The 23,875-nt window shown below is 70.8% G+C and carries 26 protein-coding genes and 1 tRNA gene; 20 read left to right on the top strand and 7 right to left on the bottom strand.

Translation table 11 applies throughout. The annotated features are described in order from the left end of the window. Positions 1-109: 109 nt before the first annotated feature. On the top strand, positions 110-499 hold the full coding sequence (locus NFT33_RS15860; protein WP_149502583.1) for a DUF2628 domain-containing protein: 390 nt from the start codon (positions 110-112) through the stop codon (positions 497-499). Here the strand turns inward: NFT33_RS15860 and miaB are convergent, their stop codons facing one another. Together miaB and NFT33_RS15850 are read right to left on the bottom strand one after the other, a co-directional pair. Then, entirely contained in the window at positions 500-1,870 is a 1,371-nt protein-coding gene (miaB, locus tag NFT33_RS15855) for a tRNA (N6-isopentenyl adenosine(37)-C2)-methylthiotransferase MiaB (protein WP_251676785.1), read from the bottom strand. Between the two features lie 118 nt (positions 1,871-1,988). Continuing rightward, positions 1,989-2,429 carry a hypothetical protein gene (locus NFT33_RS15850; RefSeq protein ID WP_251676783.1) on the bottom strand — a complete coding sequence of 147 codons (441 nt, stop codon included), beginning with the start codon at positions 2,427-2,429 and terminating at the stop codon, positions 1,989-1,991. Positions 2,430-2,789: 360 nt separating this feature from the next. Between NFT33_RS15850 and NFT33_RS15845 the strand changes: the two genes are divergently transcribed. From NFT33_RS15845 to NFT33_RS15805, 9 genes are all read left to right on the top strand, one after another. Further along, positions 2,790-3,257, top strand: a complete 468-nt coding sequence (locus tag NFT33_RS15845) for a bactofilin family protein (RefSeq protein WP_251676781.1) — start codon at positions 2,790-2,792, stop codon at positions 3,255-3,257. Beyond that, entirely contained in the window at positions 3,254-3,931 is a 678-nt protein-coding gene (locus tag NFT33_RS15840; protein WP_149502589.1) for a hypothetical protein, read from the top strand. The genes NFT33_RS15845 and NFT33_RS15840 overlap by 4 nt, the downstream gene beginning before the upstream one ends. A 91-nt stretch (positions 3,932-4,022) precedes the next feature. Continuing rightward, the gene (locus NFT33_RS15835; protein WP_251676862.1) at positions 4,023-5,681 is read left to right on the top strand and encodes a hypothetical protein; all 1,659 of its coding nucleotides are present in this window, start codon (positions 4,023-4,025) and stop codon (positions 5,679-5,681) included. Between the two features lie 51 nt (positions 5,682-5,732). Then, on the top strand, positions 5,733-6,269 hold the full coding sequence (locus tag NFT33_RS15830; protein WP_149502591.1) for a GTP-binding protein: 537 nt from the start codon (positions 5,733-5,735) through the stop codon (positions 6,267-6,269). A 55-nt stretch (positions 6,270-6,324) separates the two neighbouring features. Next, the gene (locus tag NFT33_RS15825) at positions 6,325-6,966 is read left to right on the top strand and encodes a hypothetical protein (protein WP_149502592.1); all 642 of its coding nucleotides are present in this window, start codon (positions 6,325-6,327) and stop codon (positions 6,964-6,966) included. Between the two features lie 143 nt (positions 6,967-7,109). Beyond that, the gene (locus NFT33_RS15820; RefSeq protein ID WP_037479351.1) at positions 7,110-7,472 is read left to right on the top strand and encodes a roadblock/LC7 domain-containing protein; all 363 of its coding nucleotides are present in this window, start codon (positions 7,110-7,112) and stop codon (positions 7,470-7,472) included. A gap of 32 nt (positions 7,473-7,504) precedes the next feature. After that, complete coding sequence (locus tag NFT33_RS15815) at positions 7,505-7,996, top strand: PAS domain-containing protein (protein ID WP_219341004.1); 492 nt, start codon at positions 7,505-7,507, stop codon at positions 7,994-7,996. Further along, the gene (locus NFT33_RS15810; protein WP_246607222.1) at positions 7,993-8,763 is read left to right on the top strand and encodes a phosphate/phosphite/phosphonate ABC transporter substrate-binding protein; all 771 of its coding nucleotides are present in this window, start codon (positions 7,993-7,995) and stop codon (positions 8,761-8,763) included. The genes NFT33_RS15815 and NFT33_RS15810 overlap by 4 nt, the downstream gene beginning before the upstream one ends. 7 nt (positions 8,764-8,770) lie before the next feature. Then, the gene (locus tag NFT33_RS15805) at positions 8,771-9,919 is read left to right on the top strand and encodes a FimV/HubP family polar landmark protein (RefSeq protein ID WP_251676779.1); all 1,149 of its coding nucleotides are present in this window, start codon (positions 8,771-8,773) and stop codon (positions 9,917-9,919) included. 13 nt (positions 9,920-9,932) lie between these two features. Here NFT33_RS15805 and NFT33_RS15800 read toward each other — a convergent pair whose 3' ends face one another. The 3 genes from NFT33_RS15800 to cysM all read right to left on the bottom strand — a co-directional run bounded on the left by NFT33_RS15800 (position 9,933) and on the right by cysM (position 13,171). Beyond that, positions 9,933-10,733, bottom strand: coding sequence for a hypothetical protein (locus tag NFT33_RS15800; RefSeq protein ID WP_251676777.1), 801 nt, complete (start codon positions 10,731-10,733; stop codon positions 9,933-9,935). A gap of 4 nt (positions 10,734-10,737) precedes the next feature. Further along, positions 10,738-12,003, bottom strand: a complete 1,266-nt coding sequence (locus NFT33_RS15795; RefSeq protein ID WP_251676775.1) for an ammonium transporter — start codon at positions 12,001-12,003, stop codon at positions 10,738-10,740. 262 nt (positions 12,004-12,265) lie between these two features. Beyond that, positions 12,266-13,171, bottom strand: a complete 906-nt coding sequence (cysM, locus tag NFT33_RS15790) for a cysteine synthase CysM (RefSeq protein WP_251676773.1) — start codon at positions 13,169-13,171, stop codon at positions 12,266-12,268. 116 nt (positions 13,172-13,287) lie between these two features. On the opposite strand from cysM, the gene NFT33_RS15785 reads away from it, so the two are divergent. Together NFT33_RS15785 and NFT33_RS15780 are read left to right on the top strand one after the other, a co-directional pair. Then, positions 13,288-13,374 (top strand) — tRNA-Leu (locus NFT33_RS15785). Positions 13,375-13,407: 33 nt separating this feature from the next. Further along, positions 13,408-14,025: a rhomboid family intramembrane serine protease gene (locus tag NFT33_RS15780; RefSeq protein WP_037479340.1), complete on the top strand. Its 618-nt coding sequence runs from the start codon at positions 13,408-13,410 to the stop codon at positions 14,023-14,025. Positions 14,026-14,037: 12 nt separating this feature from the next. On the opposite strand, the gene NFT33_RS15775 is transcribed toward NFT33_RS15780, so the two are convergent. Continuing rightward, positions 14,038-14,973, bottom strand: coding sequence for an NAD-dependent epimerase/dehydratase family protein (locus NFT33_RS15775; protein WP_251676771.1), 936 nt, complete (start codon positions 14,971-14,973; stop codon positions 14,038-14,040). A gap of 45 nt (positions 14,974-15,018) precedes the next feature. Between NFT33_RS15775 and NFT33_RS15770 the strand changes: the two genes are divergently transcribed. Further along, positions 15,019-16,047 carry a CDP-6-deoxy-delta-3,4-glucoseen reductase gene (locus tag NFT33_RS15770; protein WP_251676769.1) on the top strand — a complete coding sequence of 343 codons (1,029 nt, stop codon included), beginning with the start codon at positions 15,019-15,021 and terminating at the stop codon, positions 16,045-16,047. 67 nt (positions 16,048-16,114) lie between these two features. Here NFT33_RS15770 and rpsT read toward each other — a convergent pair whose 3' ends face one another. Then, on the bottom strand, positions 16,115-16,426 hold the full coding sequence (rpsT, locus tag NFT33_RS15765; protein ID WP_037479336.1) for a 30S ribosomal protein S20: 312 nt from the start codon (positions 16,424-16,426) through the stop codon (positions 16,115-16,117). 89 nt (positions 16,427-16,515) lie between these two features. On the opposite strand from rpsT, the gene murJ reads away from it, so the two are divergent. The 7 genes from murJ (at position 16,516) to folK (ending at position 23,802) form a co-directional block, all read left to right on the top strand. After that, positions 16,516-18,078, top strand: coding sequence for a murein biosynthesis integral membrane protein MurJ (murJ, locus tag NFT33_RS15760; protein WP_251676766.1), 1,563 nt, complete (start codon positions 16,516-16,518; stop codon positions 18,076-18,078). A 62-nt stretch (positions 18,079-18,140) separates the two neighbouring features. Further along, positions 18,141-19,019: a SirB1 family protein gene (locus NFT33_RS15755; protein ID WP_220786059.1), complete on the top strand. Its 879-nt coding sequence runs from the start codon at positions 18,141-18,143 to the stop codon at positions 19,017-19,019. A gap of 48 nt (positions 19,020-19,067) precedes the next feature. After that, positions 19,068-20,150: an AI-2E family transporter gene (locus NFT33_RS15750; RefSeq protein WP_251676764.1), complete on the top strand. Its 1,083-nt coding sequence runs from the start codon at positions 19,068-19,070 to the stop codon at positions 20,148-20,150. A 35-nt stretch (positions 20,151-20,185) separates the two neighbouring features. Next, positions 20,186-20,887 carry an HdaA/DnaA family protein gene (locus NFT33_RS15745; protein ID WP_251676762.1) on the top strand — a complete coding sequence of 234 codons (702 nt, stop codon included), beginning with the start codon at positions 20,186-20,188 and terminating at the stop codon, positions 20,885-20,887. A 50-nt stretch (positions 20,888-20,937) separates the two neighbouring features. Next, positions 20,938-21,621: a histidinol-phosphatase gene (locus tag NFT33_RS15740; protein ID WP_220786061.1), complete on the top strand. Its 684-nt coding sequence runs from the start codon at positions 20,938-20,940 to the stop codon at positions 21,619-21,621. Then, positions 21,618-23,285: a polynucleotide adenylyltransferase PcnB gene (gene pcnB, locus NFT33_RS15735; RefSeq protein ID WP_251676760.1), complete on the top strand. Its 1,668-nt coding sequence runs from the start codon at positions 21,618-21,620 to the stop codon at positions 23,283-23,285. The genes NFT33_RS15740 and pcnB overlap by 4 nt, the downstream gene beginning before the upstream one ends. Continuing rightward, positions 23,269-23,802 (top strand): 2-amino-4-hydroxy-6-hydroxymethyldihydropteridine diphosphokinase, encoded by a 534-nt coding sequence (gene folK, locus NFT33_RS15730; protein ID WP_376744174.1) that lies wholly within the window; start codon positions 23,269-23,271, stop codon positions 23,800-23,802. The genes pcnB and folK overlap by 17 nt, the downstream gene beginning before the upstream one ends. Positions 23,803-23,875 lie beyond the last annotated feature (73 nt).

The raw sequence follows: 23,875 nt of genomic DNA, 5'->3' as shown, positions 1-23,875 counted from the left end.
TGCCCCGTGAACAAGTGCTCGCTGGGCGTTTGAACCCCTCCATTTGAACGAGGGGGTTCCCCGGCCGGGCTGCATAGGATGGCGGCCACAACAAGTTCAGGAGCTGGAAATGAGGCAGTTCAAGGTGTTCAAGCATCCCGACGGTGCGCTGGAGAGCATTCGCCCCGGCTGGTCGTGGACTGCCTTCGGTCTGGGATGCTTCTGGGCGCTGGCGCTGAAGATGTGGGGCGTCGGCCTGGCCGGCCTGGCCAGTCTGGTGCTGGCGGGCCTGCTGGTGCCTCTGGAACTGGTCGGCGCGCTGATCTTCTCGGGCGTGCTGCTGCTGATCCATCTGGTCTTCGGCCTGCTGGGCAACCGCTGGCACATGCAGCATCTGCTCGACAGCGGCTACCGCCATGCCGACACCGTCACCGCGGCCGACGCCGAGCGCGCGATGGCGCTGGCTGCCCGCTACCGCGGCTGGCAGGAGGCCGAGGACGACGCGCTCAGCCCGCGCTGATCAGACCACCACCACCTCGCCGCGCAGCGAGTGCGGCAGCGCCGAGGTGATGGTCACGTCGATCATCTGGCCGACCAGACGCGCCGCGTTCGGGCCGCCGGGGAAGTTGACGATGCGGTTGCACTCGGTGCGGCCCATCAGCTCGCTCGGATCCTTGCGGCTCGGGCCCTCGACCAGAATGCGCTGCACGGTGCCGACGCGCGAGGTGCTGATGCGGCGCACGTTCTCCTCGATGGCGGCCTGCAGCTCCTGCAGGCGCGCGAGCTTGACCTCCTGCGGCGTGTCGTCCGGCAGCGCAGCCGCCGGCGTGCCGGGGCGGGCGCTGTAGATGAAGCTGAAGCTGGCGTCGAAGCCGATGTCCTCGATCAGCTTCATCGTGCGCGCGTGGTCCTCGGCCGTCTCGCCGGGGAAGCCGACGATGAAGTCGGTGGACAGGCTGATGTCCGGGCGCACCGCACGCAGCTTGCGGATCGTGCTCTTGTATTCGAGCGTGGTGTAGCCGCGCTTCATCGCCGACAGGATGCGGTCGGCGCCGTGCTGCACCGGCAGGTGCAGGTGGTTCACCAGCTGCGGCACGCGTGCGTAGACGTCGATCAGGCGCTGCGTGAACTCGTTCGGGTGGCTGGTGGTGTAGCGGATGCGCTCGACGCCGGGGATCTCGGCGACGTACTCGATCAGCATCGCGAAGTCGGCGATCTCGCTGGTCTCGCCCATCTTGCCGCGGTAGGCGTTGACGTTCTGGCCCAGCAGCGTGATCTCCTTGACGCCCTGGTCGGCCAGGCCCGCCACCTCGGTCAGCACTTCCTCGAACGGGCGGCTGAACTCCTCGCCGCGGGTGTAGGGCACGACGCAGTAGGAGCAGTACTTGCTGCAGCCTTCCATGATCGAGACGAAGGCCGACGAGCCCTCGACCCGCGCCGGCGGCAGGTGGTCGAACTTCTCGATCTCGGGAAAGCTGATGTCGACCTGCGGGCGGCCGGCGCGCTGGCGGGCCTCGAGCATCTGCGGCAGGCGGTGCAGCGTCTGCGGGCCGAAGACCACGTCGACATAGGGCGCGCGCTCGATGATCGCCGCGCCTTCCTGGCTGGCCACGCAGCCGCCGACGCCGATCAGCACGCCCTTCTTCTTCAGGTGCTTGACGCGGCCGAGATCGCTGAAGACCTTCTCCTGCGCCTTCTCGCGCACCGAGCAGGTGTTGAAGAGGATCAGGTCGGCCTCTTCCGGGTCGTCGGTCGGCGTGTAGCCCTCGGCGGCCTTCATGACGTCGGACATCTTGTCCGAGTCGTATTCGTTCATCTGGCAGCCGAAGGTGCGGATGTAGACCTTCTTCTGCGCCGGCGCATCGGTGGGAACGGAGGGTTCGTTGTTCATGATTGCAAGCAAATCGAAACAAAGGCAACCGACGCGGCGCCAGGCGCGGCCGGTCAAGGACGGTGGAAAAAGTCGTCGGACGAGCGACCGTGGGGCGCCGCGCGTCCGCAGGCCGGGCTCAGGCGCTGCGCCGGCTCCAGACCTGGGCGGCCGGGTCGAGCTGGTAGCGCGCGGCTTCCTCGCGCGAGCGCGGCCAGAAGTTCGCGATCTCGTCGGCCCGCAGGATCCAGACATCGCGCAGCAGCACCGAGCCGTCGAACAGGGCTTCGACGGTGTAGTTCACCGTCAGCCGGCGGCCGGTGAGCGCGGCGCTCATCGCCAGCAGGTTGTTCTCGTCGCGGATGCGTGCGCCCGGGGCCAGGCGGGCGGCCTCGCCGTTCAGGCGCACCTCCGGGGCATCGAGCACCAGCAGCGTGCCGCGCAGCGCCTCGGCGGGAAAGGCGCGGCGCACCTGATGCTGCGCGTGCGCTCGAGGCGTGGCCTGCGCCAGCAGCGCCAGCAGCGGCAGGCCCAGCAGCAGGCGGCGACGGTGGCCGGGGGGGCGATGGCGTTGGGGCATCGCGGCGGTGGGGCGATCACAGCGGGGCATGGTGTGGATCCAGGGGCTGCGCAAGGGAGGCCGGATCTTAACCGGCCTCCGGCCGGCTGCCGATGGGCTGCGGCGCCTGATCCGGGATCATTTTGGTACCAAAAACTGACGTTCTTGAGCAAAATCGACCCTGGCTTCCTTCGATGAGATCGACCTGGGTCATTGTCTGAGCCTGTCGTGTTCAAATCGGAGATATGCGGGGTGTTTGGATGCATTTATCACAGGTTCATGCCGTGCTGCGGATGCATGGCTTTGCCGTTGCGGGGCTCCCTCGGGCAGGGGGGCGGGCCTGCTGCACCGGCGGCCGGCTGACTCGACCCTGTTGCCGCCATGACGGATGATGTGCCGATGCACCACCGTCCCGACCTCTCTTCCCATCGATCGCGAGGGCCGCACGCCATGCCTTTCCTCCGCACGACCCGGCAGATGACGGATGACCCGAAGCTCGAGCGCATCGACTGTCTGCTCGGCGTCGGCACGCAGGTCCGCGGCGACCTGATCTTCTCCGGCGGGCTGCGCATCGACGGACAGGTCGACGGCGACGTCACGGTGTCATGCACCGACGCGGGCACGCTGACGATCGGCGACCAGGGGCGAGTGGCCGGCGAGGTGCGGGTGTCGCATCTGGTGGTCTACGGCTACATCGACGGGCCGGTGCATGCCAGCGGTCTCGTCGAGCTGCGCGCCGGTGCGCGCATTCGCGGCGATGTCCATTACGGGGCGATCGAGATGCACCAGGGTGCGGTGATCGAAGGACACATGATCCGGTGCGTGGGCCGGGCGAGCGGGTGGCAATGAGCGCAGTCGAGCAGATCTTCCAGGGATCGATCCAGGGGGCGATCGATCCGGTGTTCGCCTATGTGCGGGCCGGCCGGCTCGACTGTCCGCCCGGGGTCGATCCCCTGGCCGCATGGCGGCATCTCTCCGGTCAGGTGGCGCGCGACGCGCTCGATGTCGAGGCGCATGTGCGCCGGGTGCTGCTGGCCTGTCAGCCGCCGCTGACCGAGCGGGCCTTCGGCGCGCTGGTCGATCTTTTCCTGGCGCTGGGTGACCGGGGGCGTGGCCTGCGCCGCCAGCTGCTCGACCAGGCCGAGCCCTGGCTCGATCCGCAGGATGCCCATCTGCTGCGGGTGCATCTGGACAGCGGTCTGCCGCGCGGCACCCGCCTGCCGGCGCAGGACTGGTCGCTGTTCGACAGCGCGGTGCTCGGGGCCTCGGCGATGGTGGAACTGCAGCGTCGCGAGGTGGCGCGGGAGACGCCGTTCCAGCAGGCGATGTCGTTACTCGAATACGGCGACCTGGAAGGTGCCCGTGGCATGCTTGAGGAAGCACTTCTCGACGCGCCGCAGGACGACGAGGTCCTGCGCGAGCTGCTGGCGATCTATCGCCACAGCCGCGACGACGCCGCGAAGGCCGCGATGGCCGAGCGGCTGGTCGCGCGCCACGGTGCGGTGCCTGCGGGCTGGGTCTGAGACGCCGTTGGCGCGACGACTCCAGATCCACGATCGATTCCCTACGACCTTGAGCCTGTAGTCAGTGGAAGCCTCCAAGCTGCAAACCCGATTGAAGGTTGCCCTTCTGTCCCTGCCGCCGCGCACGCAGGCGGTGCTGGATTTCTTCTTCTCGAGCTCCGGCCGCAGCAGTTTTGCGCCGAGCGGCGAGGAAGTGGCCGATGTGGCCATCTTCGACTTCGATACGCTGGAGTCTCGCCTGCACTGGGAGGCCTTCCGGGCTCGCAGTGGCCGGCCCGGCATCGCGCTGTCGACCCAGCCTCAGCAGGTCGAGGGCGCCGTGTGGGTGCACAAGCCGGTGACGCCGGCCTCGCTGCTGGCGGCGGCAGCCGATCTGCGCGCCGGCCGCCTGGGGGCGCCGGTGGCGGCGCCTGATGCGGTCGAGGCGCCGGCTGCAGTCCCGGCTGCGGCTCAGCCGGTCGTCGACACCGGACCGGCGTCGCAGTGGCAGGAGGTCACGCCGGCCCCGGAGCCTGCGCCGGAGCCCGTGGCGGCGCCCGTACCTGCCAGCCCGCCTGCGCCTGAACCGGCGCCCGTTGCCGCTGCACCGGTGGTGGCGCCCGCACCGGCACCGGCACCTGCGCCGGCTCGTCCGGGTGGCTTCGGGGGACTGCTGCGCCGGCTGTTCGGCCGCGACACCGCACCTGCCCCGGCGCCGGTGTCCGCGAGGCCGAGCGCGCCTGCGCCGGCTCCGGTGCGGCCAGCGGCATCCGCCCCGGCGCCGGCCCCCGTGCCGGTGGCGGCGCCTGCGCCGGCGCCGGTGGTGGCTGCGCCGGTGGCCGAGCCGGTGCTGGAGGCGGCCGTGGCCGCGCCCGCAGTGCGGCCTGCCGTCGCGCCACAGCCCGCGGCCTCCCGGGCTCCTGCGGTCGCGCCGGTCCGCAAGGATCTGCCGAAGGACACGCCCAAGGACCTGCCCAAGGAGGCGCCCCGCACCGCAGCGCCCGCCGAGGCGGTGCCTGCGCTGGCCTCGGCCGCCTTCGATGCCCAGGGCCTGCGTCGCTGCCGCCCGGAGGAGCTGGTCGACGAGGCGCGCTACTGCGGCGCCCGTGCCGACATGGATGCCGCTGCGCTGGCGGCCGACGCTTCGCTGCGCTTCGACCCGGCCCAGCATCTGGTCGGGGTGCTGAAGGATGCCTTCCAGGTCAGCGGCAAGTGGCAGGTGCCCGCGCACCTGGAGAGCGCGGCCGGCCGCATCACCGTCGACGGCACCACCAACCTGATCTACTGCGAGTTCTCGGCCGAGCGCTTCGCCGAGCTGGTGCGCGCGCCGGTGGACAAGCGCCCGAAGACCCGTGCCTTCAGCCGCCAGGAGTTCGCCGATCTGCAGGACACGCTGACCCGGACCGCGCTGGTGCGCCGGCTCGACCAGGTGCTCTGGCAGGCGGCGCTGGAGACCTCGGCCGGCCGGCTGCCGGTCGGCGTCGACCCGGCCGCGACCGTCTATCTGAAGAGCTGGCCGAACCTGACCCGGCTGCACCGCACCCCGCACGCGCTGCGCATCGCCGCGCTCTGGGCCACGCGCGGCGCCTCGCTGCTGGAGACGGCCCAGTCTCTGAAGATCGCCCAGCGCCATGTGTTCGCGTTCTACAACGCGGCGCTCGCGCTGGACCTGATCACCGACGACGGCGGCCAGATCCGCAGGTCGCAGCGCGGCAAGGCCAAGGACAACCGCGGTCTGCTGACCCGCCTGTTCGGCTGGCTGCACAAATAATCGAAGACGTCCTCCTCCACGACGACCCCAGGACGCCCCGGACACATTCTCATGGCCCATACCGACCACAAGATCATCTTCACCGGCCCCGTCGGTGCCGGCAAGACCACGGCGATCGCCTCGATCAGCGACATCGAGCCGATCCGCACCGACGAGCATGCCTCGGACATGACGCAGAAGCGCAAGTCCAACACGACGGTGGCGATGGACTACGGCATGATCCGCCTCGGCCCCAAGGAGAAGGTCCACCTGTACGGCACGCCCGGCCAGGAGCGCTTCGACTTCATGTGGGACATCCTCACCAAGGGCGGGATCGGGCTGGTGCTGCTGCTCGACAACACCCGGCCGACGCCCTTCGAGGACATGCGCTTCTACATCAAGTCCTTCAAGGAATTCATCGACAGCACCCGCCTGGTCATCGGCGTGACGCAGATGGATGCGCGCGCCACCCCGACGATCGACGACTACGCCCGCCAGCTCGCCGAGCTCGAGGTGACTGCGCCGATCTTCGAGGTCGATGCGCGCCAGCGCGGCGATGTCTCGGTGCTGATCGAGGCGCTGCTGCTGCAGATCGATCCGACCCTCTGACTGCCGAGTTCCCGAACCGACTCTCCTGGCGGCTTGTCTGCCGATGCCCGCGCCCATGGATCACTACACGCTCACCGGCGAGTTCTACCTGCACCCGACCCCGGCGGGCGCCTATTACGCCGCGAGCCGGCCGACCCGAGAGCCGGCGCGCACCTTCCTGCAGCGCCTGCTCAGCGAGCCGGAGACGCCGCGCCTGAGCGCCGATCTGGTGCAGGACTGGATGGGCCTGAACCAGCAGGATGCGCTCGAGTTCGTCTACCGGCTGCAGTCCTCCGGCTTCGTACAGGGTCTGCCGATGCAGGTCGAGGTGCCGCCCGACTCGATCGAGGCGATGCTGCCGCCGCTGCTGACCCAGCTCTCCGACGAGGGCAAGGCCATCCTGGCCGACAAGCGCGGCCTGTACCTGGGCACCGCCGGCTTCGCGCACGAGACCTCGGAGGAACTGGCCGCGCTGGGCGGCGACATCGCCAGCGTGCATGAGCGCCACTCGCGGCTGCTGCACGGCAACATGCGCCTGCGCAGCGATGGCTGGGGCATGGTGAATGCCGCCGGCTGCAGCGAGGTCGGTTTCTGGCCGCTGTACTTCGGCGACGACTACTTCATCCTGATCGTCAGCGGCATGCCGCGCTTCAACCAGGAGGCGTTCACCACGCTGGTGTGGGCGCTGGGCGTGCGCTACGGCCGCACGTCGATCTGAACGCGATGATCGCCTGATCGATTGATCGACTGATCGACTGATCTGCGGGTGATCCGGCGTGGCGGGGGGGCCGCACCGGACGCCCGGATGGCCTCCCTCTCCCCTCGACCACCCAACCACCACTTTTCCCGAAGGAAACGCCCATGCGTGAAGACCTGCTGAACTCGATCCTGAGCGAACTGAACGGCTCGACCGCCGACATCGAGGCCTCGGCCGTGCTGTCCACCGACGGCCTGATGATGGCCTCGATGCTGCCGGCCGGCATGGACGAGGACCGCGTCGGCGCGATGAGCGCCGCGATGCTGTCGCTGGGCGACCGCACCTCGCGCGAGCTGGCCCGCGGCGAGCTCGAGCAGGTGCTGGTCAAGGGCGCCAAGGGCTATGTGCTGATGACGCATGCCGGTCCCGACTCGGTGCTGACCGCGCTGTGCAAGCCCAATTCCCGCCTGGGCCTGATCTTCCTCGACGTCAAGCGTGCTGCCGACGCCATCAGCAAGGTCATCTGATCGGTTCGCTTCGTGATCGAGGGAATCCGATGATGACCGACATGAACGAGTCCGATCTGGTGCCGGGGGAACGGCGCGAGCTGACGATGAGCTACCACGACGGGCGCACCCGCCGGGTGCTGGTCGTGGACCATGAGGTGCCGTATCCGGACGGCAAGCTGATCGTCTCGCGCACCGACACCGCCGGCGTGATCACCCACGCCAATCAGGCCTTCGTCGACATGTCCGGCTATGAGCGCGACGAGCTGATCGGCGAGAACCACTGCATCCTGCGCCATCCGGACATGCCGGCGGCGGCCTTCAAGGACCTGTGGGACACCGTCGAGCGCGGAGAGAAGTGGCAGGGCTATGTGAAGAACCTGCGCAAGGACGGCGCGCACTACTGGGTGTTCGCCACCGCGATCCCGAACGTGCGCGACGGCCGGGTCGTGGGCTACACCTCGGTGCGTCGCAAGCCTTCGCGCAGCAAGGTCAACGAGTGCATCGCGCTCTATGCCCGGATGCGGGCGGAGGAACTGAAGTGAGCGAGAACGCCGCGACCACGCCGCTGGAGCTGACGGTCAGCCCCGACTTCTCGCCCGAGCACATCGCCGGCTGGTATGTGTTCAACACCTGGCTGCAGCGCCGGCTGGGCGAGCGCATCCACCTGGAGCTGTACGAGGACTTCGCCGCGCAGCGCCAGGCGATTGCCGCCGACAAGGTCGACCTGATCTACGCCAATCCCTATGACGCGGCGATGCTGGTGCGCGAGAAGGGCTTCGTCGCCATCGCCGCGCCGCGCGACTGCCCCGACGAGGTGGTCATCGCGGTGCCGGCCGACTCGCCGGCGCAGTCGGTCGAGGATCTGCAGCCCGGCCTGCGCCTGGCGGTGACCCGCGACCCGGATGTCAACCTGATCGGCATGATCCTGCTGGAGTCGGCCGACCTGAACCGCGACAACGTGTCCACCGCCTCGGTGTCGACCTACGTGGTCCTGGCGCGAACCCTGCTTCAGGGCAAGGCCGACTGCGGCTTCTTCCTGAAGGAGGCCTTCGACGACCTGAGCGCGCCGATCCGCCGCCAGCTGCGCCCGCTGATGACCAGCGAGATCAGCCTGGTGCGGCATGTGCTGCTGGTGGGCCCGCGCGCCGCGCATCTGCGCGAGCCTCTGCAGCAGCTGCTGCTGTCGATGGACGATCCGGCCTCCGACGGGCGTCGCACGCTCGAGGCGCTGGGCCTGAGCGGCTGGGAGAAGCAGGACCAGGAGGACACCGAGTTCATGATCGACCTGATGGACACCTTGATGGTGTGAACACCCCATGCTGCCTCCTCTGAAGCGCCGACTGCTCCATCTCGCGCTGGCCTGCGCACCGCTGGCGCTCCTGCCCGTGGCGTCGGCCCAGCCGGCGGCGGAGCCGATCGTCGGCGAGACGGCCCGGCCCTTCCGCACGACCGTCGCGCAGGACAATCTGTGGGACATCGCCGGCAAGGTGGCCCGGCAGGCCGGTGTCGGGCGCCAGCAGGTCATGGTGGCCGTGCTGCGTCGCAATCCGGATGCCTTCGTCAAGGGCAACATCCACCGGCTGCGCCAGGGCGTGCCGCTGGTGCTGCCCTCGCTGGGCGAGCTGAAGGCGGAGGATCGCGCGGCATCGATGGCGCTGGTGGAGGCGCATCTGGCGGCGCTGAAGTCGGGCGCGACGCTGCCCGCGCTGCCGGCGGCAGGCGCGCCGGTCGCTGCGGTGGTGACGCCGCCGCCGGTGGCCGCCTCCGCGCCTGCGCCCGCCCCGGCGAGCGCTCCAGCCTCGATGCCGGCCGCTCCGGTCGTCCAGGCGCCTGCCCCGGAGCCGATGCCCGCGTCTGCGCCGGCGTCCGCCGCCGCTGAAGTCCCGGCCGAAGCGCCGGCCTCGTCGGCGACGCTCGCCCCCGCGAGCCCGGCCACCCGTCCGGCGGCCGATGTCGCTCGTCCTGCGGCCCGCGAGGGCGATGAGGCGGCGGCTCCGGCCTCGGCGCTGCGCTGGCTGCCCTGGCTGCTGGGCGCGGGCGTTCTGGCCGGCGGCGTGATCCTGTGGCGTCGTCGCCCCGGCCTGCAGGAGGCGGCGCTGCCGTCCGCTTCGCCGGTCGAGACCCTGCGCGCCTCGGCGCCGCGCAACTTCGACGTGTCGACCGCCGCGGCCGACATGGCCCGCACCGTCGAGGCCGCGCCGCTGGTGACCGAGCTGGTCCGCCCGGTGGCGGCTGAAGGCGAGGAGACCTCGTCGTCGGCGCCTGTGCCTGCGGCCCCGCTGGCCGGATCGATCGATCCGGAGCTGCGCGGTGCCCTGCGCGTCGAGATGGCCCGCACCTGTCTCGAGATCGGCCGCGAGGCGGCTGCGCGCGAGCTGCTCGAGGGGGTGCTGCGCGAGGACAGCGGTCGGCATCAGGCGGCTGCCGCCGACATGCTGGCCCGGATGGGGCCGGCCGCGGTCTGATCCCGCCCCGGGCTCAGAGCAGCCGGCGCGGCGAGAACTGCCGCGCCTGCGGGCCCTGCTCGGTGGCGCGCACCGCGCGGGTCAGCACCTGGTCGGCCTCGACCGGGCCGAGTGCCTCGCACAGCGCCATGTAGAGCAGGTGCACCACCTGCGACAGCTCGGCCGCCGGCAGGTCCAGCACCCAGTGCGCCTGCAGCGGCCGTGTCCACAGCTCGCGCAGCGTGCGCCGCAGCGACAGCGGCACCTTCAGCGTGTCGATCAGATCGAGTGCGCTGTCTCCCAGATCCTGCAGTGCGCCGGGATGGAAGCGCTGCACCTCGGCCAGCGCGCTGCGCATCAGGTCGGCGCAGACCGCCTGCTCGGGCGGCAGTGCCGCGGCCGTGGCGGGCGCCGGCGCGGTCGGTGTCGGCAGCGGAGCCGGCCCCGGTGCGATGCCGGCCGCCTGCATCGCCGCGGCCACCGGATGGATCGCGGCCACCGGTGGCGCCGCGACCTGCGCAGCGGGGGCGGGCGCAGCCGGTGCCGGTGCTGCGGGCGCCTGCGAATACATCATCGGCCACGGGTCCATCGGCAGCTGGTCCTCGGGCAGGCGCAGGGCCTTGTAGAAGGTCTCGTAGAGCTTCTTGCGCAGCGGCGCCTCGATGTGATGCCGCTGCGCCACCTGATCGATGTAGCGGATGATGTCCGCGACCGCGTCGCCGCGCATCGACTGGTGCTGCAGACGCAGCGCGTCGAGCAGCGCCTCCTCGTCGAGCACGGGAGACAGCGCCGCGCAGGCGGCGCGGCGGCGCAGGGACAGGGCTTCAGTGGCCATCGAATCAGGTTTCCTTGTGCAGCTGCCCCGGCGAATCCTGGAACTCGGGGTAGCCGATCTCGTGGTGCTCGGTGGCGTCGAGGCCGCGCTGCTCGTTGAGCGTCGGCGCGCGCAGGCCGATCAGGCGGTCGATGATCTTGAACAGCAGCCAGGCGACCGGGAAGGCCCAGGCGAAGGTGGCCAGCGCGCCCAGCAGCTGCACCATCACCCGGGCGCCGTCGAACAGATCGCCCTGGTAGAACAGGCCGGCGGCCAGCAGGCCCCAGACGCCGCCGATGCCGTGCACCGCAATCGCGTCGACCGCATCGTCGATGCGCAGCCGGCGCAGCGCCTCGGCGCCCCAGGTGCAGGCCGCGCCGGCGACCAGGCCGGTCAGGAGCGCGAAGACCGGGCTCATCGTCGCGGCGCCGGCGGTCAGCGAGGCCAGGCCGCACAGGCTGCCGTTGACCGAGGCGCTCATCAGCACCGGCCGGCCGCTCAGGCGCATGAAGGCCAGCGCGCCGATGCCGCCCGCGCAGCCGCCCAGGTAGGTCGACAGCAGCACCGTGCCGAGCTGGCCGCTTTCCAGTCCGCCGATCGAGCCGCCGTTGAAGCCGAACCAGCCCATCCACAGGATGAAGCCGCCGAGCGCCACCATCGGCAGGTTGTGGCCGGGAATGTCGCGCACCTCGCCGTTGCGGCCGAAGCGGCCCAGGCGCGGCCCCAGCACCAGCAGGCCCGCCAGCGAGCACCAGGCGCCGATCGCGTGCACCGCGCCACCGCCGGCCAGATCGACGAAGCCCATCGTCTTCAGCCAGCCCGACGGGTTCCAGGTCCAGTGCGCATAGGCCGGGTAGATCAGCAGCGACATCAGCAGCGCGAAGGCCAGGTAGGCGCCGTAGCGCATGCGCTCGGCCACCGCGCCGGAGACGATGCTGACCGCGGTGGTCGCGAACATCATCTGGTAGAGCAGGCCGACCGCGTCGAAGGCCTTCAGGCCCTCGGGCGCGAACAGGCTCGTGCCGATCAGGCCGCCCTGGCTGCTGCCGAAGGCCAGTCCGTAGCCCGCCACCCAGAAGCCCACCCCGACCAGGCAGGTGCCGAGGTAGATCTTCATGATCACGTTGATCGAGTTCTTGGCCCGCGACAGGCCGCCCTCGACCAGCGCGAAGCCGGCCTGCATGAAGAAGACCAGGGCGGTGCAGATCGCCACCCAGGTCATGTTGATCAGTTCGTTCATCTCGAGGTTCACCCGCGGTCTGGAGGGCATGCGCACTTCGGTGGTGCGCACGATCGGAACCTGACGGATCGCAATTGCGATGCCAAGCATGGCTCAGATCACGAGCCTCCCATGTCGGGATTTCGACCGGTTCCCCTCGGAAACGGGAGGGTTCCGGGAGGCTGAGATGAATTTTTTTCCGGATTGGGGCCGGTGGCGCCGACCCCGTGCTGGCGCGTGGCTGCCTTGTCGTGGGGCAGCGCTGTTCACGAGCATTCCATTCATGGTGCGCAAGGCACCATAGTGGTTTGTTTTGTGCTGTGTTGTGGTGCGTTCAGGCCGGGAAGACGCCGGTGGAGAGGTAGCGGTCGCCGCGGTCGCAGACGATGAAGACGATGGTGGCGTTCTCGACCCGGGCCGAGACCTGCAGCGCCGCCCAGCAGGCGCCAGCGGCCGAGATGCCGGCGAACAGGCCTTCCTCGCGTGCCAGGCGCCGGGCCATGTCCTCGGCGTCGGCCTGGCTGACGAGGATCATCTCGTCGACGCGCCGCGGCTCGTAGATCTTCGGCAGGTAGGCCTCGGGCCACTTGCGGATGCCGGGAATGCGCGAGCCCTCCGAAGGCTGTGCGCCGACGATGCACACCTGCGGGCTCATCTCCTTCAGGTACTGCGAGGTGCCGGTGATGGTGCCGGTGGTGCCCATCGCGCTGACGAAGTGGGTGACGCGGCCTTGCGTGTCGTTCCAGATCTCCGGGCCGGTGGTCTCGTAGTGGATGCGCGGGTTGTCGAGGTTGGCGAACTGGTCGAGCACCCGGCCCTTGCCGTCGCGCTGCATCTGCTCGGCCAGGTCGCGGGCGTATTCCATGCCGCCGGCCTTCGGGGTCAGGACCAGTTCGGCGCCGAAGGCCTTCATCGTCTGCGCGCGCTCGATCGACAGGTCCTCCGGCATGATCAGCACCATCCGGTAGCCGCGCACGGCCGCGGCCATCGCCAGCGCGATGCCGGTGTTGCCGCTGGTGGCCTCGATCAGCGTGTCGCCGGGGCGGATGTCGCCGCGCTCCTCGGCGCGGCGGATCATGCTGATGGCCGGGCGGTCCTTGACCGAGCCGGCCGGGTTGTTGCCTTCGAGCTTGGCGAGGATCACGTTGCCGCGTCGCGCGGCCTCCTCGCCGGCCAGGCGCTGCAGCCGCACCAGCGGGGTCGCGCCGATGACATCCTCGACGGTCTTGTAGTCAGGCATCTTCTCTCCTTGGGGTCCTCGGGGTCGCTGATCGGGGCGATTGTGGCAGCAAGGTCGGTGCGGCGTGGGGCCATGCCATAATCGCCGCCGCGCGACCGACGCATCCTCTTTCTCCTGCCGGAGTGGCGAAATCGGTAGACGCAGTGGATTCAAAATCCACCGCCCTCACAGGCGTGCCGGTTCGAGTCCGGCCTCCGGCACCAGATCCCTCGCGGATCCCCGCAACCTCCGCCGACATGCCCCAGATCCCGCCCGTCACCAAGGCCCTGATGCTGATCTGCACCGCGCTGTTCTGCGTGCAGCTGCTGTTCGGTTTCTGGGTCGAGGCGCTGTTCGCGCTCTGGCCGCTCGGCGGCGGCCTGGGCGGCGGCTCCTTCATGCCGTGGCAGCTGATCACCTATGCCTTCCTTCACGGCAGCATGGGGCATCTGTTCTTCAACATGCTGGGCCTGTGGATGTTCGGCTCGGAGCTGGAGTCGATCTGGGGCCGTCAGCGCTATCTGCAGTTCCTGGGCGCCAGCGCGCTGGCCGGCGGCGTGATCCAGCTGATCGTGGTCAGCCTGGGGGCGAGCGGCGGCGGCCCGACGCTGGGCGCCTCCGGTGCGCTGTTCGGCCTGCTGATGGCCTTCGGGATGATGTTTCCCGACCGCACCATCATGCCGCTGTTCCCGCCGATCCCGATGAAGGCCAAGATCTTCGTGATGGTTTTCGGCGGCATCGAGCTGCTGTTCGGCCTGATGGGCAGCAACGGCGTGGCCCACTTCGCCCACCTCGGCGGCATGCTGGGCGGCTGGCTGATGATGCGCTACTGGCGCGGTCTGCCGCCGTTCCCGCCCCGCCAGCGTCGGCGCTGAGCGCTCCAGGCCTCAGGCCAGCAGACCGGTCGCCACGCTCGGGTGGCGCAGCGTCAGCCTCAGCTCGTCCTTCAGGCGCCGGTTGACCAGCCGGCGCGACTCCGACAGAAAGCTCATCTGCATCGGCGAGAGCCGCTGCGCCGCCTCGGCGCGGCTGATGCGCGGCGGGCGGGGCAGCCCGCACAGGTCGGCGGCCAGATCGAAGTAGTCGCCCATCCTCAGCTCGGTGTCGTCGCAGACGTGGATCACCCGCTGCGGTCGCCCGCGCAGCAGCGCGGCGACGCAGGCGCGCGCCAGGTCGTCGGCATGGATGTGGTTGGTGTGCACATCGTCCTCGGCGCGCAGCACCGGCGTACCGCGCTGCAGCCGCTCGCGCGGATGGCCGCCCGGGCGGTCGCCGGCGTAGATGCCGGGAATGCGCAGGATCGTCGCCTTCAGCCGGCCGCTGCCGCCCGCCTGGCGCAGCCTCGCCTCGGCGGCCACACGCCGACGCGCGCGCTCGCTGGCCGGCGCGACCGGGCGGGTCTCGTCGAAGCGCGCGCCCGCGCAGTCGCCATAGACGCCGGTGGTGCTGCCGTAGACCAGCCGGTGCCCGCCCGGCGGCGCGTGACGGGCCAGCGCCTGCAGCAGGTGCGCGGTGCGCGGGTCGTCCGTGCCGTGGCCCGGCGGCGGTGCCAGATGCAGCACCCGCGGCGCCAGCGCGCCCAGCCGGCGCAGCGTGGCGGGCTCATCCAGATTGCCGACGAGCGGCCGGATGCCCAGCGCGCGCAGTGCCGGCATGCGCGCGGCATCCGAGGTCAGCGCGACCAGGCGCCAGCGCTCGCCGAGCAGCCGGGCCACGCGCTGGCCGACATCGCCGCAGCCGACGATCAGCAGGCGCGGGCGCCGCAGCAGGCGGGTCGCCGCGGCAGGCAGTGCAGGGCGCAGGCCCCGGTGGTGGTGCGGCACAATCTCGCCCCGTGGTGATGTGATGACAACCCCGAAGGATAAGAGATGAATTTCACCGTGACCGTCCAGCCCTCCGGCCGCCAGTTCGAGGTCGCGCGCGACGAGGTCATGCTGCCCACGGCGATCCGCCAGGGCATCGGTCTGCCCTATGGCTGCAAGGATGGCGCCTGCGGCTCGTGCAAGAGCCGCCTGCTGGAAGGCCGGGTGATCCACGGTGCGCACCAGCTCAAGGCGCTCAGCGCCGAGGAGGAGGCCGCCGGCCTGATCCTGAGCTGCTGCGCCACGCCGCAGACCGACTGCATCATCGAGTCGCGCCAGGTCACGGCCGCCGACCAGTTCCCGGTGCTGAAGATGCCCACGCGGGTGATGTCGATCCAGCGGCCGGCCGCCGATGTGGCGGTGCTGAAGCTGCAGCTGCCGGCCAACCAGTCCTTCCAGTACCACGCCGGCCAGTATGTCGAGTTCATCCTGCGCGATGGCGCGCGGCGCAGCTACTCGATGGCCAGCGCGCCCGAGCTGGCACAGGGCGTCATGGAGCTGCATATCCGCCACATGCCGGGCGGGCGCTTCACCGACCATGTCTTCGGTGCGATGAAGGAGAAGGAGATCCTGCGCATGGAAGGGCCCTTCGGCACCTTCTTCCTGCGCGAGGACAGCGCCAGGCCGGTGGTGATGCTGGCCTCGGGCACCGGCTTCGCGCCGATCAAGGCGCTGATCGAGCACATGGAGGCCAAGGGCCTGACCCGGCCGACGGTGCTGTACTGGGGCGCACGCCGGGCGGCCGATCTCTATCTGCGCGACTGGGCCGAGGCGGCGGCGGCGCGGCTGCCGTGGCTGCGCTTCGTGCCGGTGCTCTCCGAGCCGGAGGCCGACTGGAGCGGTCGCACCGGTTTTGTCCATCAGGCGGTGATGGCGGACCTGCCCGATCTGTCGGGCCATCAGGTCTACGCCTGCGGCGCGCCGGTGATGGTGCAGTCGGCGCAGCGCGACTTCGTCGCGGCCTGCGGTCTGCCGGAGGAGGAATTCTTCGCCGATGCCTTCACCAGCGAGGCGGACAAGGTGGCGGGGGGCTGAGCCCTTCGCGCAAAGCAAAAAGCCCGCGCAAGCGGGCTTTTGCTGGGATCCACCCGGATCAGCTGATTCAGGCGGCGGCCTGGGCCGGAGCCAGGGCCTTGATCTTGGCCGACAGGCGGCTCTTGATGCGCGAGGCCTTGTTCTTGTGGAAGATGCCCTTGTCGGCGATCGAATCGATCACGGCCTGGGCGGTCTTGAAGGTGTCGCCTGCCTTGGACTTGTCGCCGGAGGCGACGGCCTTCAGCACGCCCTTGACGGCGGTGCGGAACTTCGAACGCAGCGCGGTGTTGGCGGCGTTGAGCTTGACATCCTGACGCGCACGCTTGCGACCCGAGGCAATGCGGACGGTCTTCTTCTTGGCTTTGGACGAGGTGGCCATGGTGTGTTTCGTGTTCCGGGTGGAAAAGCCTAGCAGTATAGCATTGATAATCGCAAGACCTGCGACCCCTGACGCTCAAGTCCCCATCCATGAGTCTGCTTCGTTCTGCCTCCGTCGTGTCTGCGCTCACGCTGGCCTCGCGCATCACCGGGCTGGTGCGCGAGCAGCTCATTGCTGCCTCCTTCGGCGCCAGCGCGGCCACCGATGCCTTCCAGGTCGCCTTCCGCATCCCGAACCTGCTGCGGCGGCTCTTTGCCGAGGGCGCGTTCTCGCAGGCCTTCGTGCCGATCCTGGCCGCCTCGCGGGCCACCGAGGGTGACGAGAAGACGCAGACGCTGATCGATGCGGTGGCCACCGTGCTGCTGTGGGCGCTGGTGGCGGTGTGTGCCCTGGGCGTGATCGGCGCGCCGGTGCTGGTCTGGGCGATGGCCTCGGGCCTGCCGGCCGACGGCCAGGAGGCCGCGGTGGTGATGACCCGGCTGATGTTCCCGTACATCGGCTGCATGTCGCTGGTGGCGCTGTCGGCGGGCATCCTGAATTCGTGGAAGCATTTCGTGGTGCCGGCCGCCACGCCGGTGCTGCTGAACCTGAGCGTGATCGCCGCCGCCTGGCTGCTGCGGCCGCAGTTCGAGGCTTGGGGGCTGCGGCCGGTCTATGCGCTGGCGGTCGGGGTGATGGTCGGCGGCGTGCTGCAGCTGGCGGTGCAGGTGCCGGCGCTGCGACGCATCGGCATGCTGCCGCGCCTGGGGCTGGGGCTGGCGGCGCTGCGCCGCGCCTGGGCCCACGAGGGCGTGCACCGCATCCTCAGGCAGATGGCGCCGGCGCTGCTGGGCGTGTCGGTCGCGCAGCTGTCGCTGCTGGTCAATACCCAGATCGCCTCGCATCTGGTGGCGGGTTCGGTGTCGTGGCTGACCTATGCCGACCGGCTGATGGAGTTCCCGACCGCGCTGCTGGGCGTGGCGATGGGCGTGGTGCTGCTGCCGCAGCTCTCGGCCGCGCAGGCCAAGGGCGAGACCGAGCGCTACTCGGGCCTGCTCGACTGGGGCCTGCGGCTGGTGGTGCTGCTGGCGCTGCCGTGTGCGGTGGCGCTGCTGGTGTTTCCGCAGCCGCTGGTGGCGGTGCTGTACCACTACGGCGCCTTCACCGCCGAGGATGTGCGCCAGACGGTGATCGCGCTGATGGGCTATGGTGCCGGCCTGATGGGGCTGGTGGCGATCAAGGTGCTGGCGCCGGGCTTCTACGCGAAGCAGGACATCCGCACCCCGGTGCGCATCGCCATCGTCGTGCTGGCGCTGACGCAGCTGATGAACCTGGTCTTCGTTCCCCTGCTGGGTCATGCGGGGCTGGCGCTGTCGATCGGCCTGGCCGCGCTGGTCAACGCGACCTGGCTGCTGATGGGCCTGCGCCGGCGCGGCAGCTACCGGCCCGAGCCGGGCTGGGGCGGCTTTGCGCTGCGGGTGGCGGCGGGCTGCGTGGCGCTGGGCGCGGCGCTGGCCTGGGCGGCCCAGGCCGTCGACTGGATCGGTCTGCGCAGCCAGCCGGGCTGGCGTGCGCTGGTGCTTGCCGGGGTGCTCGGCGGGGTGGCGCTGCTGTATTTCGGCGTGCTGCGGCTGCTGGGGCTGGACCTGCGCCAGTTCGCGCGGCGGCAGTGAGATCGGCGCGAATCCCCAGGCATCCGCAGGCCCGGCGCGCGCTGTCGATACACTTTCGCTCCATGGACCGCAGCTCCCTGTCCCCGCTCGAGTATTTCGCCGCGCTGGTCGCCGACGACGACAGCCTGTCCCTGACCGAGGCGGCAGCCGCGATCGCGCAGGCCGAGGAGCCGGGGCTGGACCTGCAGGCGGTGCAGACCGAGCTCGACACCCTGGCCTGGCGGCTGCGCAGGCGCCTGGCCGCTGATGCCTCGCCGCTGCAGCGGGTGCAGGCCCTGCATCATTTCCTCTACAAGGATCTCGGCTTCATCGCCGGCGATGTCGACGAGCCGGCCTGCAGCCATCTGCATCAGGTGCTGCGCCAGCGGCGCGGCATTCCGGTGTCCCTGGCGGTGATCTACCTCGAGCTGGCCGGCCAGATCGGCCTGCAGGCGGACGGGCTGGCGTTCCCGGGGCATTTCCTGGTCAAGCTGCACCTGCCGATGGGCGAGGCGGTGATCGATCCGCTCAGCGGGCGCTCGCTGTCGCGTCACGAGCTGGAGGAGCGGCTCGAGCCCTGGCTGGATCTCGACGCGATGTCGCGGCTCGGCGTCGAGGCGGCCTCCGGCGCGCTGGGCGAGCTGCTGGCCGAGCATCTGCAGCCGGCCTCGGCGCGCGAGATCCTGTCGCGCATGCTGCGCAACCTCGAGCGGGTCCACCGGGCCGACGGCGATCCGGCGCGCCTGCTGCAGATCCAGCACCGGCAGGTCGCGCTCGAGCCGGAGAACTGGACCTGCCGGCGCGAGCGCGGCCTGACGCTGGCGCAGCTCGGCCTGACCACCGAGGCGATCGAGGATCTGCAGTGCTATCTCGACCATGCCGGCCGAGGCGCCGCCGACCGGCGCCGCATCGGCGCGCAGCTGGCGGCGCTGCGCGAGGCCGGGCCGCCGCGCTGGCACTGAGGCCGGCCAGAGCCTTCATCCGCATTGCCCAGGACCCCGCACGACCCGATGACAAGCCGCTCCCTGCCGAGACTGACCCGAGCCCGGGGCCTGATGCTGGCCTGGCTGGGCGTGGCGCTGCTGGCCGGGCTGCTGCTGTGGCTGCTGGCGCCGGTGCTCACGCCCTTCCTGGCGGCGCTGGTGCTGGCCTATGCGCTGCAGCCGGCGGTCGGGCGGCTGCAGCGGCATCTGCACCTGCCGCGGGCGCTGGCGGCGCTGCTGGTCGAGCTGATCGCGATGGCCGCGCTGCTGGGCGTGCTGCTGCTGATCGTGCCGGTCATCTCGCATGAGCTGCCCCGGCTGCGCGAGCAGATCCCGCAGCTGGCCGCCCGCATCAACGACGGGCTGGCGCCGTGGCTGGCGCAGTACGGCATCAGCGTCAGGCTGGACATCGCCGGCATCAAGGCCTTCGTGGTCAAGTATCTCGATGCCGGCGGCGAGGACATGCTGGCCGCGCTGCTGAGTTCGGCGCGCATCGGCGGCAGCGTGCTGCTGGCGCTGGTGGGCAATGCGGTGCTGGTGCCGGTGGTGATGTTCTACCTGCTGCTGGACTGGCCGATGCTGACCGGGCGGCTGCGCCGTCTGGTGCCGCCGCGCCATCTGGAGGCGGTCTGCGGCTTCGCCGAGGAGTGCGACCAGGTGCTCGGGCAGTACCTGCGCGGACAGCTGCTGCTGATGCTGGTGCTGGCGACCTTCTACACTTCGGCCCTGGCGCTGGCCGGTTTCGAGCTGGCGCTGCCGCTGGGCGTGTTCACCGGGCTGGCGATCTTCATTCCCTACCTGGGCTTCGGCCTGGGCGCGGCGCTGGCGCTGCTGGCCGGGGTGCTGCAGTTCGCCAGCCTGTACGGCGCCGGTGCGGTGCTGCTGATCTACGGGGTCGGCCAGGTGCTCGAGAGCTTCGTGCTCACGCCGCGCCTGGTCGGCGAGCGCATCGGCCTGCACCCGATCGCGGTGATCTTCGCGCTGCTGGCCTTCGGGCACCTGTTCGGCTTCGTCGGCGTGCTGCTGGCGCTGCCGGCCGGTGCGCTGGTGCTGGTGGCACTGCGCCGGGTGCGACGGGCCTATGTCGACAGCCGGCTCTACCGTGGCTGATGCCCGAACGACAACGAACGACCTTCTCCGCACGCATGTCCCGTGACCCGTCCTCGACGATGCGACAGGTGCCGCTGGCCTTCGGGCCGGAGCCGGTGCTGCGCTTCGATACCTTCGTTCCCGGCGCCAACGCGCAGTGGGAACAGGTGCTGATGGCGCTGCTGGCGCCCAACCCGACGATGCCGCTGTATCTGTGGGGTCCGCCGGGCAGCGGCAAGTCGCATCTGATGCAGGCCGCGGCCAGCCAGACGCAGTCCTTCGGGCTGCGGGTGGCGGCCTTCGACCTGAAGTCGCCGGTACCCTGGGAGTTCGACGAGGAGGCCCGGCTGCTGATCCTCGACGACTGCGACCGCTATGATCGGCGCCGCCAGCACGAGGCCTTCCGGATGTTCGTCGAGGCCACGACGCTGGGCGTGCCGATCCTGGCGGCCGGGCGGCTGCCGCCGGTGGACCTGCCGGTGCGCGACGACCTGCGCACCCGGCTGGCCTGGGGGCTGGTCTACCGCCTGGTGCCCCCGACCGACGAGCAGGTTCGCGCGCTGCTGCGCCGCGAGGCCGAGCGGCGCGGCATCACCCTCGACGACGAGATGATGGCCGAGCTGGTGGGCCGAGCCGGCAAGGAGCTGGTGCCGCTGATGGAGCTGCTCGACCGGCTCGACCGCTACGCGCTGTCGAACAAGAAGGCGGTCACGCTGGCGCTGCTGCGGCAGATGCTGGCGGAGCCGGACGAGATCTGAGCCGTGCTCGGATCCGCCAGCGCGCCTCGCCCCTTACCCGAACCGAACCGATGACCGCACCCTCCCGCCATCTCTGCCTGTTCGACCTGGACCACACGCTGATCCCGATCGACTCCGACCATGCCTTCGGCAGCTTCATGGTCGAGATCGGCTGGGCCGATGCCGACGAGTTCCGTCGCCGCAACGATGCCTTCTATGCCGACTACCAGGCCGGCACGCTCGATCTCGACGCCTACATCGACTTCGCCACCTCGGTGTGGCGTCAGCGCCCGCTGGCCGAGGCCCTGGCCGCGCGCGAGCGTTTCCTGGCCGAGGTGCTGCGCCCCAGGGTGACCCCCCAGGCGCTGGAGCTGGTGCGCCATCACCAGCGCCGCGGCGATCTGGTGGCGATCGTCACCGCGACCAACGAGTTCGTCACCACCCCGATCGCGGCCGAGTTCGGCGTCGAGCATCTGCTGGCGGTGCAGCTCGAGCGCGAGGCCGACGGCCGCTGGCTCGGCCGGGTGCGCGGCACGCCGACCTTCCGCGAGGGCAAGGTCGAGCGCGTGCATGACTGGCTGGCCGGGCAGGGCGCCTCGCTGGCCGACTTCTCCGGGGTGAGCGTCTACAGCGACTCGCCCAACGACCTGCCGCTGCTGGAGATCGCCACCGATCCGGTGGCCACCAACCCGAGCCCGGCGCTCGAGGCCACCGCCACGCAGCGCGGCTGGCGCATACTGCGTCTCTTCCCATGATCAAGAACATCATCCGCAAGCTGCTCGGCAAGTCGAGCCTGTCCACTCCGGTCGGCGAGACCACCCTCGAGGCGGTGTCGCTGCGACCGGCGGCCGCGCCCGCGCCGGCTGCCGCGCTGCCGCTGCCTGTCGAACCGACGCCGGTGGCCGTCGCCGCGGCGGAAGTCGCGGCCGCTGCGGTGGCCGGCCCGGTGCGCGGCACGCGCGTCGAGGTGCCGGCCTCGGTGCACCGCATCGATGCCTCGCTGCTCGACGAGCGCGCGGTCAAGGTGGTCACCACGCTGCAGGACGCGGGCTTCGAGGCCTACATCGTCGGCGGTGCGGTGCGCGACCTGCTGCTCGGCCACCGGCCGAAGGACTTCGACGTCGCCACCAACGCCACGCCCGAGCAGGTCAAGGGCCTGTTCCGTCGCGCCTTCATCATCGGCCGGCGCTTCCGCATCGTGCATGTCGTGCACGGCCGGGGTCGCGAGCACGAGGTGATCGAGGTCTCGACCTTCCGCGCCTACCTCGACCCGGCCGCCGCCGAGCAGGTCGAGGGCAGCGAGAAGACCTCGCGCGCCGCGCTGGCCGACAAGAGCCATGTGGTCGACGCCAGCGGCCGGGTGCTGCGCGACAACGTCTGGGGGCCGCAGGACGAGGATGCGGCGCGGCGCGACTTCACCGTCAACGCGCTCTACTACGACCCGCGCCGGCGCATCGTCGTCGACTACCACGACGGCATCGCCGACGCGCGCGCCCGCGTGCTGCGCATGATCGGCGACCCGGTCACCCGCTACCGCGAGGACCCGGTGCGCATCATCCGGGTGGTGCGCTTCGCCGCCAAGCTGGGCTTCGAGATCGAGCCCGGCACCCGCGAGCCGATCCGCGCCTGCGCCGAGCTGCTGTCGGCGGTGCCGGCCAGCCGGATGTTCGACGAGATGATCAAGCTGCTGCAGACCGGCCACTCGCTGGCCAGCCTGGAGGAGCTGCGCAAGCAGGGCCTGCACAGCGGCATCTTCCCGATCCTCGACGCGGTGCTCGACGATGTGCACCGCGACGACGGGCGCGAGCAGTTCATCCAGCGCGCGCTGGCCGACACCGATCGCCGTGTCGGCGAGGGCAAGCCGGTGGCGCCGAGCTTCATGCTGGCGTGCATGCTCTGGCATGACGTGGTGCGCCGTGCCGACGAGCTGCGCGCCCGTGGCGAGCTGCCGGTGCCGGCGCTGCAGCTGGCGATCGATGCGGTGTTCGACGCGCGCATCGGCGACATTTCCGGCCGCGGCAAGCTGGCCGCCGACATGCGCGAGATCTGGATGATGCAGCCGCGCCTGGAGCGGCGCACCCCGTCGGCGGCGCTGGCGCTGGTGGCGCAGCCGCGCTTCCGTGCCGGCTTCGACTTCCTGCGCCTGCGCGCCGACACCGGCGAGGCCGATGCCGACCTGGCGCACTGGTGGGAGCGCTTCTCGACCGCCGACGACGCGCTGCGCGAGGAGCTCTTCGTCGAGGCGCGTCAGCAGGACCAGGCGCGCCGCGCTGCAGTGGCCGCCGGCGAGCTGCCGGCCGAGGCCGCAGCCGGCGCGTCCGGCGGTCCGGCGAAGAAGCGCCGCCGCCGCCGCAAGCCGGCGGGTGCGCGCGCCGACGGCGCGCCGGCCCTCGCCGGGGCCGATGCCGGCGGTGACTGAGCCGCTGGCCGCGCCGCGTCGTGCCGTCATCGGTCTGGGCGCCAACCTCGGCGACCTGGACGCGACGCTGGACGCGGCCTGCGCCGCGATTGCCGCGCTGCCGCACAGCCGCTGGCTCGGCGTGTCGGGGCGCTGGTGCAGCCGGCCGGTCGATTCGTCCGGCCCGGACTACCTGAACGCGGTCGCCGCGATCGAGACCCGGCTGGCGCCGCGCGAGCTGCTCGCGGCGCTGCAGGCGATCGAGAACGCGCATGGCCGCGAGCGCCCCTGGCGCAACGCGCCGCGCACGCTCGACCTCGACGTGCTGCTGATCGACGATCTGGCCAGCGACGATCCGGTGCTGCTGCTGCCGCATCCGCGCCTGCTCGAGCGAGCCTTCGTGCTGCTGCCGCTGCTGGAGCTGCATGCCGCGCTGGGGGGCGCGCTGCCGCTGCCGGGCCGCGCCGATCGGGCTGGGCTGCAGGCGCTTGCCGACCGGCTGGCCCGCGAACAGGGCCTGGAGCGCCGGCCCGACTGAGGCGTTTCCGGCCTGTGCCCGCCAAGCGGCTACACTCCGGCGTTTCCAATCATGACAATTTCGTGACAGGTTG

Source organism: Sphaerotilus sp. FB-3, from assembly GCF_023706025.1.
In the GTDB taxonomy this organism is placed as follows: Bacteria; Pseudomonadota; Gammaproteobacteria; order Burkholderiales; family Burkholderiaceae_C; genus Sphaerotilus; species Sphaerotilus sulfidivorans.
The sequence above is the reverse complement of the archived record's forward strand: the minus strand, read 5'-3'. Positions and strand labels throughout refer to the sequence as shown.